Origin of the sequence: Candidatus Ornithobacterium hominis (assembly GCF_900538215.1) — a bacterium.
GTDB lineage: Bacteria > Bacteroidota > Bacteroidia > Flavobacteriales > Weeksellaceae > Ornithobacterium > Ornithobacterium hominis.
Genome location: NZ_UNSD01000009.1, coordinates 1 through 12,883 on the forward strand (window position 1 = coordinate 1; position 12,883 = coordinate 12,883).

The window sequence follows — 12,883 nt, forward strand, 5'->3', positions numbered from 1 at the left end:
AAAACACCAATGGCAATACGCCAGAGGGTATACTGACCCCGCAAGTAACGGGCGAAGCCCTTACGGCGATGCTAGCCAACTTGGGGGCAGAGCAAAACGGGATGCTTGTTTACGTAACTTCCCCTGCCACGACTTTAACAGAAGAAAATTATACCCAATTACCAGACCCTACAATAGCAAATGTGACTACACCAGGCTATTACCGCTTTAATTTTGATGCCACCACTGGTAATAAAAGCTTTGTAAAACTAGAACCCAGTGGATTGCAAAAAACATTGGATACTAACCAATTAGATGGTAGTACTAGATACACCAGCTATGGTTTTGTAGATGCTAAGAGGAGACCACTTATTACATATGATGCAGATGGTGAAGGTGAAATTTATGGCGGCAATATAGGAGGTATAGACATGACGATACCTTTTGAGTCTACTGCCGATAACGTTGGAGTATTTGGCTTGAATAGTATAGGCATAGGGCATGATGTAAAACTAAAGGGTAATCGGTCTGTAGCCATTGGCTATGGGGCAGAGGTGTTTGATCCTCATCAAGGGAACTTTTATGGCCTTACAGCTATTGGGGCAAATTCTAAAGCATATGGGGGGCATGCTATTGCTATAGGAGGTGCCACCGCAGGCATAAAAGATACTGGAAATCATGGAACTATTGCCATAGGGCTAGGCACTAAAGCTACGGGGCATTATTCTACAGCTATAGGATCTGCCGAAGCCACTGGTGAACGTAGCTTAGCTATACATGGAGTGGCTGAAGCTGAGGAGAGCATTGCTATAAGTGGAGAGGCTAAAGCTCCCCATGGCATTGCTATAGGGGGATATGTTGATACTAATGCTCCTCATGGCATTGCTATAGGGAGTGGAACTTATTCATATGTAGAGGATGGAATAGCCATAGGAGGTAGAGCCACAGCTACCGAAAGTTTCCCTATAAGTATATCTGCGGCGGCATATGGCCCAGCACTTAAGATGAGTAAGGAAGGTGATTTGTATCTGTTTTCACGAGGACCAAGTGACTCAATAGGGACTACTACTGGCATTGTTCTAACTTCCCCAGATGGAAAAAGTTGGAGAATAACGGTAAGCGATAGTGGAGATTTAGTTGCGAAAGAGCACAAGTAAGTGCCTTGGTTTTGTATACTTGGGTGCTAAATGCTTTTGGGTAAATATGGTACGGATGATGTGCTAAAACTGCGGCACGGATAGGAATGGAAATCCCGCAAAGGCAGCTGCGGCTACAAAAAATAAACGCCAAAGAGTGGAACACGCAGGTGTGAACTCTTTTGGCGTTATTTTTTTGTAAGCAGATGGCTGCGGAATTGGAATGGATAGCCGTAAATGCCGCCCCCTCCCCAAAAAATATTTAGGAAAAATTGTTGGTAAAATTTTCTAAGCCTTTAAAAATTTTAGGAGAATAAATCAACCCGTAGTTCATTTAGATTTTAATGATTTATCGGGCTAAAAAAGGAAGTTGATAAAGTAAGTTTAAAATCGTTGTCTTTTAAGAAATGATAAATCTGTTTGTAAATTGCGAGCAGATTTTTTTATGGCAAACAATCAATGAGATTTTTTAAGGCTTAAAAAAAATTAAATGCACTGTGGGTCAATATTCTGTTTAATTTTGAGAGAATATAAATAATATTTATTGAATAATTTTATTTTTTTTACATTGATTATTTTTATACTTTAGCTCATGAATACGTAAAGCTTTAGGGGTGCTGACTTGTTCAGCTGAGAAATACCCTTTGAACCTGAACAAGTTAGTACTTGCGGTAGGGAAAAGTAATTGACTATAATTGTTTCCTAAAATTATAGTTTGGCTCAGAGATGTCCACAGCATCTTCTAAGGTTTTACAGCATTAGAACGAGCCTATGATTATGATAAAAATCAATTCCAAAACTGAGGAAATCCCAAAAGAAACCAGTCTTTTACAATTGGTAGCGTTGAAAAATATTACTACAAGGGGTATTGCTATCGCGATAAATCAGCAAGTGATCAATCGCTCTAATTGGGGGGCATATCAACTCAAAGAAAATGATAACATTCTGATTATCAAGGCGACACAAGGAGGCTAATTATTAAAAAACAAATTCCAGTTTATGAACAGACAACAGAAGCCAAGCGAACAAAACATCAGCCGAGAACCTTTTCCAAATTCTGAAAAAATATATGTGCAAGGGAGTATTTACAAAGATGTAAAAGTTCCTATGCGTAAAATTACGCTAAGCGATACCTTAGATAAGTTCAAGGGAATCAAGACGCCCAATGAGCCGATATTGATTTATGATACGAGTGGAGCTTATACTGACCCGAATATTGAAATTGATGTGCGAAAAGGACTGCAACCTATTCGCCAACAGTGGATTGACGATAGGGGAGATACCGAGCAATTACCTGGATTGTCTTCAGAATATGGGCGTAAACGAGAAGAAAACGAAAGTTTAAATCATTTGAGATTTAATAGAAATCGTAAACCGTTGAAAGCCAAAAAAGGAAGAAATGTAAGCCAAATGCACTATGCCAAAAAGGGAATCATAACCCCAGAAATGGAGTTTATTGCCATTCGTGAAAATCAAAAATTGCAAGAAATTAAGGAAATTACAAAACAGCACCCTGGGCATAGTTTTGGTGCATCAATTCCTGATGTGATTACCCCTGAATTTGTTCGAGATGAGGTGGCACGTGGGCGAGCTGTGATTCCTTGTAACGTCAATCACCCTGAAAGTGAACCAATGATTATCGGGCGAAACTTTTTGGTGAAAATCAATGCCAATATAGGAAACTCTGCCGTAACCTCGTCTATTGAAGAAGAGGTTGAGAAGTCTGTTTGGGCCTGCCGTTGGGGTGCAGACACGATTATGGACTTGTCTACAGGAAAAAACATTCATGAAACTCGGGAATGGATTTTGCGTAATTCTCCCGTTCCGATTGGTACTGTACCGATTTACCAAGCTTTGGAGAAAGTGAATGGAAAAGCTGAAAACCTTACGTGGGAAATTTTTAGAGATACTCTCATAGAACAAGCTGAGCAAGGCGTTGATTATTTTACCATTCATGCGGGGGTTCGTTTAAAATACATTCCACATACAGCAAAAAGAGTAACTGGTATTGTATCGCGCGGAGGTTCCATCATGGCAAAATGGTGCTTGGCTCATCACAAAGAGAATTTTTTATACACACATTTTCATGAGATTTGTGAAATAATGAAAAGCTATGACGTAGCATTCTCATTGGGTGATGGATTGCGCCCCGGGAGTATTGCCGATGCAAATGATTATCCGCAATTTGCTGAATTGGAAACATTGGGTGAATTGACTAAAATTGCTTGGGAACATGATGTGCAGTGCATTATAGAAGGGCCAGGGCATATCCCAATGCATATGATTAAAGAAAATATGGATAAACAATTGGAAGAGTGTGGCGAAGCACCTTTCTATACTTTGGGGCCGTTGACAACAGATATTGCACCAGGGTATGACCATATTACCAGTGGAATTGGTGCTGCAATGATTGGCTGGTATGGTTGTGCCATGCTTTGCTACGTGACTCCGAAAGAGCATTTGGGGCTACCGAATAAAGAAGATGTGAAAACAGGCGTAATTACATATAAAATTGCTGCTCATGCGGCTGATTTGGCTAAGGGGCATCCAGGTGCTCAACATCGTGATAATGCTATCAGCAAAGCACGTTTTGAATTCCGTTGGGAAGATCAGTTTAATCTATCATTAGATCCAGACACAGCACGTGAATTTCATGACGAAACCTTGCCTGCTGAAAATGCAAAAGTGGCTCATTTCTGTTCGATGTGTGGCCCACATTTCTGTTCGATGAAAATTACTCAAGAAGTGAGAAATTATGCTGAGAAAAACGGATTAGATACATTAAAAGCCATTGAGGAAGGAATGAAAGAGAAATCCAAGGAATTCAAGGATAAAGGGAGTGAGGTATATCTGTAATCATTAAAAATCAAAATGTTCATCATTATTACCGCTGAAAGAGCAAAAGCTAATGAGATAGAATTGATACGAAAAATGGCAAGATACCCAATCAGCATCCATGTTCGCAAACCTTTCTTTGGAGAAAAAGATTTAATGGAGTGGCTGAGCCAATTTGATGAAAATCAACATCAAAAAATGATGTTGCATACCGGGCATAAATTGATAGAACAATTTAATCTAAAAGGATTACATTTTAAGGAAGATCATCTAAAAGATGAAAATTTAAATCATTTAGTAGATAATTATCATGCGAGGGGTAAAAAACTTTCAGCTTCATTTCATTCACAAAATGAGGCTGAAAGTCAAACCCAATTTGATTATGTTTTACTGAGTCCTGTTTTTGATTCTGTGTCAAAAAAAAATTATAAAGGCAAAATGTTTCAGCTGAACTGCCCCCGCAAACCAATAATTGCTCTTGGTGGAATTACTCAGCAAAATATAGAAAAAGCAAAAATAAACGGGTTTTCGGGAGTGGCTGTTTTGGGAAGCATTTGGCAATGCTCTAGCCCTTTGGTGGCTTTTGAAAAAATGTTTAATCAGTATGAAAAAATTTTTCTTGAAAAATAAATATAACTTTCTCAAAATTTGAATGCTAAATTATTAATTTATGGTTTATTACATCAGCCAAGGGAAAACACCAAATGATCACCTGCAAAATATTAAAAAAATGGTAGATGCTGGGGTAAACTGGGTGCAACTTCGCATTAAAGGAAGCTCAGCAAATGAAATTTTAGATATTGCCCAAAAAGCAAAAGAATATTGCCATGAAAATCAGGTCGTATTTATCATAAATGATGATATTCAAATAGCTAAATTATTAAACTCCGATGGGGTTCACTTAGGAAGAGAAGATGAAAGTCCTCAAACAGCCAAAGAACTTTTAGGGAATGAAAAAATCATTGGAGGAACAGCTAATACATGGGATGATTGCCAAAAACTTATCCAAATGCGAGTGGATTATATTGGTTTAGGTCCTTTTCGGTTTACCTTAACCAAAGAGAAACTCAGCCCAATACTCGGGATAGAGGGTTTTCGAGCAATTATGAATAAAATAAAAGGAAGTAAAATTGATATTCCTGTTATAGCCATAGGAGGTATTCGTTTAGAAGACATAGAAGAGCTTGTTGAAATTGGTATAAGCGGCGTAGCACTGTCAGGTTTTTTGCATGAGCAAGAAAATATAGCCACGAGCATTTGTCAGCTTCAATCATATTTTAAAATTTAATGTATGAATAAAAAATTAGTTATCGCCAACCGCACATTCAATTCTCGGTTATTCACAGGAACAGGTAAATTTTCTTCCTCTAAACTGATGGAACAAGCGATTTTAGCCAGTGAGAGTGAATTGGTTACCGTTGCGCTCAAAAGAGTAGATGCCAATAACGAAGAAGATGCTATTTTGCAAGGACTTCAGTTTAAGCACATTCACTTATTGCCCAATACTTCAGGCGTGAGAGATGCTACAGAAGCTGTTTTTTCGGCAGAAATGGCAAGAGAAGCTTTAGAAACCAATTGGGTGAAAGTAGAAATTCACCCCGACCCTAAATATTTATTACCCGATGCTATTGAAACCCTAAAAGCATGCGAGGAGCTGGTGAAAAAAGGATTTGTGGTTATGCCTTATATTCATGCAGACCCCGTTTTGTGCAAACGATTGGAAGAAGTTGGCGCCCAATGCGTAATGCCATTGGGCGCCCCTATAGGAACAAATAAAGGCTTAAAAACCATGGATTTTTTAGAAATCATTATAGAGCAAAGTAATGTGCCCGTAATTGTAGATGCTGGGATAGGAGCTCCTTCACATGCCGCCCATGCCATGGAATTGGGTGCTGACGCAGTGCTGGTGAATACAGCTATTGCTACTTCTGAGAATCCTGTAGAAATGGCACAAGCATTTAAATTAGCCGTAGAGGCAGGGAGAATGGCGTATGAGGCGAAATTAGGGAAAATCAGTAATCAAGCAACAGCTAGTAGCCCGCTAACTAAATTTTTATACGATTAAAAAGCCTCAAAAATGAGTGGTTTTAAAGATATATTAGCACAGTATAATTGGGACGAAACACTACAAAGTATTCATCAAAAAACAGAACAAGATGTACGCCAAGCACTGGCAAATCCGAAACGAGATTTAGAGGATTTTAAAGCACTGATTTCGCCTTCGGCACAGCCTTATTTGGAACAAATGGCACAAGAAAGCCACAAGAAAACACGCAAACGATTTGGTAGCACTATGCAAATGTATGCCCCTATGTATTTGAGCAATGAATGCCATAATATTTGTACTTATTGTGGTTTTAGCTTTACTAATAAAATACCCCGCAAGACACTGACTGATGAAGAAATTCTGAGAGAGTCTACATTTATTAGGAATAAAGGCTATGAACATATTTTGCTGGTGACAGGAGAAGCCAATCAAACCGTGGGGGTAGATTTCATTAGCAATGCCATTCAGCTATTACGCCCTTATTTTGCAAATATATCGATGGAGGTTCAGCCACTGAATCAAATCGAATATGAACGTTTGAAACAAGCTGGTTTATACGCCACTTTAGTTTATCAAGAGACATATCACAAAGCTACTTACCAGAAACATCACCCCAAAGGCAAAAAATCAAACTTTGATTTTCGTTTAGATACTCCCGACCGAATTGGTCGAGCAAAATTGCACAAAATAGGCATTGGTGTATTACTTGGGTTAGAAGATTGGCGTACCGATAGTTTTTTTACAGCTTTGCATCTAAAGTATTTACAAAAAACCTATTGGAAAACCAAATTTTCCATTTCCTTTCCACGTTTACGTCCGTTTAGTGGTGGGTTAGAACCAAAAGTTGCTATGACAGATGCTGAATTGGTACAGCTAATTTGTGCCTATCGTTTGATGGACGAAGATGTAGAGCTTTCAATTTCCACACGAGAAAGCCCTCGCTTTAGGAATCATATTGTTCATTTAGGTATTACGTCGATGAGTGCCGAATCCAAAACCAATCCAGGTGGCTATACCGTAGAACCTCAATCATTAGAACAATTTGAAATTTCTGACGATCGATCTACTGAAGAGATATATAAAATGCTGAAAAAAAATAAAATACAACCTGTTTGGAAAGACTGGGAAAAAGCATGGTAATAAAGTTAAGTAAAGAAGAGGAGCAACAATATGCACGCCATTTGTTGTTGGACGAAATAGGTGTAGAAAAACAGGAATTATTGAAAAAATCATCTGTTTTAGTCATAGGTGCTGGTGGTTTGGGAAGTGCTGTCTTGCAATACTTAGTTGCCGCAGGCGTAGGGAAAATAGGAATAATAGACCCAGATGTAGTAAGCATCAGTAATTTGCAACGGCAAGTATTATTTACCCATAAAGACGTAGGGAAACCTAAGGCAGAGGTAGCAAAGAGGCGTCTAGAGCGGCTAAATCCATTTATAGAAATCACAAGCTATACGCAAACATTAAATCCTGAAAATGCATTTTATCTCATAGAAAAATATGACGTAATTGTGGAAGGTAGTGATAATTTTACCACAAAGTATTTAACAAATGATGCTTGTGTATTGGCAAAGAAACCTTTTGTCTTAGGTTCAATTTTTAAGTTTGAGGGGCAACTATCTGTCTACAACTATAAAGGAAGTGCCACCTATCGCTGTCTTTTTTCTGAACCAATGAGCACCATAGATATGCCAAATTGCAGTGAAGTGGGAGTGTTGGGAGTACTGCCTGGTGTGGTTGGAACGTTAATGGCAAACGAAACCATAAAAATAGTAACAGAAATAGGCGAAGTTTTAGTAAATAAATTATTAAAAATTGATTTACTTACTTTAGAAATGAACATTTTTAAATTTGAAAAAGACCCCGAAATTCAAATTCAAAAATTAGAAACTCTTACAATGCACTGTTCAAGCCAAAATGAAGAGATAGATTTAGAAACATATCAAAAAGAAAAAGAGCGTTATAATTTATTAGATATCCGCACACTTGAAGAACGTTTAGCATTTAATTTAGGCGGAATTCATATTCCTCTACAGGAACTATCTCATCGCTGGCAAGAATTACCTAAAGAGAAACCCATAATCGTTTATTGTGCCAAGGGAATCAGAAGTGCCAAAGCCGTTGAATTTTTAAAACAACAAAATTCAGCCATGAAATTTCTAAATTTAAAAGATGGAATTAATGGGATAAAAAAACAGAGTTAAATTTCTTTAAAAAAATGATGCAGTGCGCCATTACCCTTTCCCCATGAAATTTTTTTAGCATGAAAAATGGCTTTATACACATAATCCTGAGAGAGAGCAATTGCCTCCAAAGATGTTTTACCCAAAGCCAAATAAGTAGCTATGGCAGAAGAAAGCGTACAACCTGTTCCATGGGTATTTTTGGAATGAATTTTTTTAGTATCAAATCGGTGAACACTTTTTTCAATATCAAAAAAAAGCGAGGTAAGTTGTTCACCTTTCAAATGCCCACCCTTTAGCAGTACAGATTGTATTCCCATTTCAAGAAGCAATTTCCCAGCCTTTTCCATATCTTCTATCGATTGAATGCTTTGATGAGTCAGTAAAGAAGCCTCATCAAGATTAGGGGTGAAAATAGATATTCTCGGGAAGAGTTTTTTCATATGTAATATATGAGTTTGGTCACTGAATAATTTTTTCCCGCTCGAAGCCACCATTACTGGGTCAAAAACAACTGGTATTTCAGGGAAATCTTTGAGGAAATCAACAATGATTTCAATAAGTTCAGGGTTGTGAACCATTCCGATTTTTATAGCACAAGGCAAAATGTCCTCTGCTATGGTTTCAAGCTGCGCTCGCACTACGCCTGGCGGAATGGCTAATATGGACTTTACACCCATTGTGTTTTGCACAGGTAAAGCTGTGAGAACAGTGGTAGCATATCCCCCTAAAGCCGAAATCGTTTTAATATCAGCTTGGATGCCCGCTCCACCAATTCCATCAAAACCAGCAATAGAAAGTACGGATGGAAACTTTTTTTCTTGCATTATATTTTTTTAGAACATAGCTTATAATTTTGGCTCAGAGATGTGAGAAGTAAAGTTAAGAAATTTTTATAAAAAGAAGAAACCTAGCCTTCCCATCTAATTTTGCTAAAGAGTGAGAAATGCCCGCAGTGCATTATTATCATACAAGGTTTATTTTTAGCCTTTTAATATTTCTATCAAATACAAATACATCAAGCTATTGAATTTTTTAAGCCTTATAAAATTTTAGCCGAAATTCTCGTTTTTAAAAACGCTCTTTCTTCTTAATTATTCGTAAATTGATTGAAAAAGTATTACATTTATATTCATTTTACAGCTACTTAAATTTTTAGCTTTTAATTTAAAAATTTACTAATATAAATCAAAAATAAGCTAAATAAATCAAAAAAATATTGTAGCACTGAGCGAGAGACGGATGGGATTTAAGAAAGCGACTGATGAGGTTGGCAACTGTAGATTAGAAAAACACCACTTTTGGGCAGAAGTTAATGAGCTAAATCTTTTGATTTCAAATAATCTTGATGCAGTAATTCTACAAATCGGCTATAGCTTTTAACTCCTTCCGTTTGATTATTTGATTTCAAAAAATAGTGATTGAGCTCTGTAAAAACTTCATCAGCAATGCCTTTGTACTTTTCATGAAAACGAATTCTTTCAGCTCGGTCAACTTGCATTTTTGGTGGAAATTCATTGATGATGTTTCTCACAAAAATAGAATCTTCAGCATAAATTTCTCTTAAAATATAGTTCATTGCCGCATATTCCGCTGAATATCTGCTTGGTATATCTCCTTTAGAAGCATTTGTATACCCGATGTAATTTGCCTCATACTCTCTTGCCCAGCCTCTTTGATGTGCTAGCTCATGTGCATTGGTAAACGGAATTTGAAGCAAAGGAATCTTGCCTACGCGCTGCGCTTCTCCACTAAACGGATTGAAATAACCCGTCACACCAAAATAACGCATGAGCGGAGAAAAAAGTGAAACTTTAACCGAAGAATCAGGCATGAAGTCTAAGTTTTGTTCAGAATATCTCTTTGCTCTCTCAAAATGCTGCAATGCCATACTCTTCAAATCATCCAAAGGAATTTCTGTTCTAGCTGAGCGAATGATGGGTTTTTTATAGTAATTAAAACCCCATACCCAATGGAAAATAACCCAAAAACTCATCAAAAAAAATAATATCTGACTAAAAATTTTTAAAGCCTTTAAAAATTCTTTTTGAATTATTTCTTTGAAGCCTTTAGAAATTTTATAAATGAGAAATACAATAAGAAAAAGATACAAAACATCACCCAATGAAAAGCTTAAAAAATCAAAAAAGCCAGAATAATTTGAATGAATTTTCTGATAAATTTTCGGGTAAATTTCTTGTGTAAAATATTGATTTTTAGTCAATTGATTCGTTATGGCGACTAAAATCAATAGAACTACCCCTGTGGTAAGAGATAAGAAATTAAATTTTAAATTATTACGTTTCAAATTTATTCGGTAAGTTTAGGATGCTAAATTTAATAAAACTTATAAAATGTCTATTCATAAAAAAAATAAACGAGTGACTGCCGAAACGCTTCGCACCATGAAACACGAGAACGAAAAAATTTCAATGTTGACCGCTTATGATTACACATTAGCGAAAATGGTGGATGCCTCAGGGGTTGACGCTATATTGGTTGGCGACTCGGCATCGAATGTGATGGCAGGGCACGAAACGACTCTGCCCATCACGCTAGAGCAAATGATTTACCATGCGCAGAGTGTTGTGAGGGCTTCTGAAAGCGCCTTAGTTGTTGTCGATCTACCATTTGGAACTTACCAGTCAGATTCACAAAAGGCTTTAGACTCGGCAGTACGCATTATGAAAGAAAGTGGTGCCCATGCCGTTAAGTTAGAAGGCGGGAAAAACATTAAAAAAAGTATTAAAAAAATTATAAATGCCGGGATTCCTGTGATGGGGCATTTGGGTTTGACCCCCCAAAGTATTTACCAATTTGGAACTTATAAGGTGCGTGCAAAAGAAGAAGAAGAAGCTCAAACTTTGCTAGAAGAAGCTCAGCTTTTAGATGATTTGGGCTGTTTTGCCTTAGTTTTAGAAAAAATTCCAGCAGCTCTGGCAAAGCAAGTGACTCAAAAGATTTCGATTCCTACCATTGGTATCGGCGCAGGAGCTGAATGCGACGGGCAAGTCTTGGTTTTACAAGATATGCTAGGGATGACACATGAATTTAAGCCACGCTTTTTACGCCAATATTTGAATCTTTATGACGAAATAACAGGAGCTGTAACACAATATGTAAAAGATGTGAAAGATGGCGGTTTCCCGAATAAAAATGAACAATATTAATTTTTTTTAAGCCTTAAAAAAAAAAATAAAAGAGAATAGATAGAACATTCATGTGGAAACCTGAAATTTTGTGGGAAGATAATCATCTCATGATAGTGAATAAAGCTTGTGGGGATTTGGTGCAGGGAGATAAAACTGGAGACGAAAGCTTGTTGGATAAAATCAAAGCCTTTATCAAAATTCGAGATAATAAATCTGGGAATGTCTATTTAGGTTTGGTGCATAGATTAGATCGCCCAACCAGCGGAGTAGTCATTTTTGCGAAGACGAGTAAAGCCTTGGGTAGAATGAACCAAATGTTTAAAAATCGAGAAGTTGATAAAATTTATTGGGCGATAACAGAGCCTGCAAATCCCAATATTCCTGAAAAAGCTACACTAGAACATTACTTGAAAAAAAATAGTAAAAAGAATTTTGTTTCAGTTTATCATCAACCGACCAAAGATGCAAAAAAAGCCATTTTGCACTATGAGCTCAAGCAGAAATTAAATCACTTTTGGTGGTACGAAATTAGACTAGAAACTGGGCGTTCTCACCAAATCAGAGCTCAGCTAGCAAGCATTGGAGCCAGCATCAAAGGTGATTTGAAGTATGGAGCTTCAAGATCTAATAGAGATGGAGGAATTCATTTACACGCAAGAAGCGCAGCGTTTATTCACCCCGTGAGCAAAGAAAAAATTTTGGTCGAAGCGGCACCACCAAAGGAAACGCTCTGGCAAGCGATTTTGTGAATTATTATTAAATTTTTTATAGGCTAAAAAAATCCTATTCAAAATTCTGAATAGGATTTTTTACACAAATAGATAAATCTCTTTTAAGCTTCTTTGATTCTTGCTTTTTTACCTCTTAGTTTTCTAAAGTAGAAAATCCTTGCTCTTCTTACTTTACCACGCTTATTCACTTCAATTTTTTGGATGCTTGGCATATTGATTGGGATAATTCTTTCTACCCCCACTTCGCCACTCATCTTACGAATTGTAAAGGTTTCTGTAGCGCCAGAACCTCTTCTTTGTAAAACGACTCCACGGAAAAACTGAACACGGGTTTTTCCACCTTCAGAAATTTCTTGATATACAGTGATTGTATCACCGGCAGAAAATTCAGGTAAATCTTTTTTTGCTACGTATTTGTCTTCTACGTATTTTACTAATTGATCCATCGTTAAAGATTTTAATTTTTAGACCAAATAACGTACACGTACTTCGCCAGCGGTTATTTAATCGGACGGCAAAATTAAAATAAATTTATTGTTCTTGCAAGATTTTATTTAAAATAAATTTGGCTCTTATGGTGTTTTCGAACTTTATTTATATTTATAGCCGAACTATAATCGAACTATACTCGCAAGCCTTGCAAAATTAATCCAAAAAATTTCTAAGGCTTAAAAAAAAATCATGTTTTCTTGCCACCAATATTGGTGTTCACCCACGGATTTTCTTTATTCCAGTTTTTTTAACATTTCATAAAACTAATGCGCTTTAGAATTCTTCTAATATCTGAAAAATTAAATTCAGCCATATCAATTTAATTTTC

General features: G+C 36.9%; 12 protein-coding genes, 1 pseudogene and 1 riboswitch. Of the genes and pseudogenes, 10 read left to right on the plus strand and 3 right to left on the minus strand.

The annotated features are described in order from the left end of the window. The 8 genes and pseudogenes from D5J18_RS08565 to D5J18_RS08600 form a co-directional block, all read left to right on the plus strand. Nucleotides 1-1,136, plus strand: a pseudogene (locus tag D5J18_RS08565) (hypothetical protein); the annotation flags it as partial. A gap of 579 nt (nucleotides 1,137-1,715) precedes the next feature. Beyond that, nucleotides 1,716-1,810: riboswitch (TPP riboswitch) on the plus strand. An 82-nt stretch (nucleotides 1,811-1,892) separates the two neighbouring features. Next, on the plus strand, nucleotides 1,893-2,090 hold the full coding sequence (gene thiS / locus D5J18_RS08570) for a sulfur carrier protein ThiS (protein ID WP_245952963.1): 198 nt from the start codon (nucleotides 1,893-1,895) through the stop codon (nucleotides 2,088-2,090). Between the two features lie 24 nt (nucleotides 2,091-2,114). Then, nucleotides 2,115-3,971 (plus strand): phosphomethylpyrimidine synthase ThiC, encoded by a 1,857-nt coding sequence (thiC, locus tag D5J18_RS08575; protein WP_119058600.1) that lies wholly within the window; start codon nucleotides 2,115-2,117, stop codon nucleotides 3,969-3,971. Nucleotides 3,972-3,986: 15 nt separating this feature from the next. After that, entirely contained in the window at nucleotides 3,987-4,580 is a 594-nt protein-coding gene (locus D5J18_RS08580; protein WP_119058601.1) for a thiamine phosphate synthase, read from the plus strand. Nucleotides 4,581-4,620: 40 nt separating this feature from the next. After that, nucleotides 4,621-5,238 carry a thiamine phosphate synthase gene (gene thiE / locus D5J18_RS08585; protein ID WP_119058602.1) on the plus strand — a complete coding sequence of 206 codons (618 nt, stop codon included), beginning with the start codon at nucleotides 4,621-4,623 and terminating at the stop codon, nucleotides 5,236-5,238. A 3-nt stretch (nucleotides 5,239-5,241) separates the two neighbouring features. Next, a complete protein-coding gene (locus D5J18_RS08590) occupies nucleotides 5,242-6,015 on the plus strand; it encodes a thiazole synthase (RefSeq protein WP_119058603.1) in 774 nt (257 codons plus the stop codon). A gap of 12 nt (nucleotides 6,016-6,027) precedes the next feature. Then, nucleotides 6,028-7,137, plus strand: a complete 1,110-nt coding sequence (gene thiH, locus D5J18_RS08595; protein ID WP_119058604.1) for a 2-iminoacetate synthase ThiH — start codon at nucleotides 6,028-6,030, stop codon at nucleotides 7,135-7,137. Then, the gene (locus D5J18_RS08600) at nucleotides 7,110-8,201 is read left to right on the plus strand and encodes a HesA/MoeB/ThiF family protein (RefSeq protein ID WP_245952964.1); all 1,092 of its coding nucleotides are present in this window, start codon (nucleotides 7,110-7,112) and stop codon (nucleotides 8,199-8,201) included. The genes thiH and D5J18_RS08600 overlap by 28 nt, the downstream gene beginning before the upstream one ends. Here the strand turns inward: D5J18_RS08600 and thiD are convergent. Further along, nucleotides 8,198-9,007, minus strand: coding sequence for a bifunctional hydroxymethylpyrimidine kinase/phosphomethylpyrimidine kinase (gene thiD / locus D5J18_RS08605; protein WP_119058605.1), 810 nt, complete (start codon nucleotides 9,005-9,007; stop codon nucleotides 8,198-8,200). The genes D5J18_RS08600 and thiD overlap by 4 nt on opposite strands. 485 nt (nucleotides 9,008-9,492) lie before the next feature. Then, nucleotides 9,493-10,488 carry a DUF3810 domain-containing protein gene (locus D5J18_RS08610; RefSeq protein WP_165845000.1) on the minus strand — a complete coding sequence of 332 codons (996 nt, stop codon included), beginning with the start codon at nucleotides 10,486-10,488 and terminating at the stop codon, nucleotides 9,493-9,495. A 46-nt stretch (nucleotides 10,489-10,534) separates the two neighbouring features. On the opposite strand from D5J18_RS08610, the gene panB reads away from it, so the two are divergent. Together panB and D5J18_RS08620 are read left to right on the plus strand one after the other, a co-directional pair. Continuing rightward, a complete protein-coding gene (gene panB, locus D5J18_RS08615; RefSeq protein WP_119058607.1) occupies nucleotides 10,535-11,350 on the plus strand; it encodes a 3-methyl-2-oxobutanoate hydroxymethyltransferase in 816 nt (271 codons plus the stop codon). Nucleotides 11,351-11,400: 50 nt separating this feature from the next. Next, on the plus strand, nucleotides 11,401-12,081 hold the full coding sequence (locus D5J18_RS08620; RefSeq protein WP_119058608.1) for an RluA family pseudouridine synthase: 681 nt from the start codon (nucleotides 11,401-11,403) through the stop codon (nucleotides 12,079-12,081). A gap of 83 nt (nucleotides 12,082-12,164) precedes the next feature. Here the strand turns inward: D5J18_RS08620 and rplS are convergent, their stop codons facing one another. Further along, nucleotides 12,165-12,509 (minus strand): 50S ribosomal protein L19, encoded by a 345-nt coding sequence (gene rplS / locus D5J18_RS08625; protein WP_119058609.1) that lies wholly within the window; start codon nucleotides 12,507-12,509, stop codon nucleotides 12,165-12,167. Nucleotides 12,510-12,883: the final 374 nt, after the last annotated feature.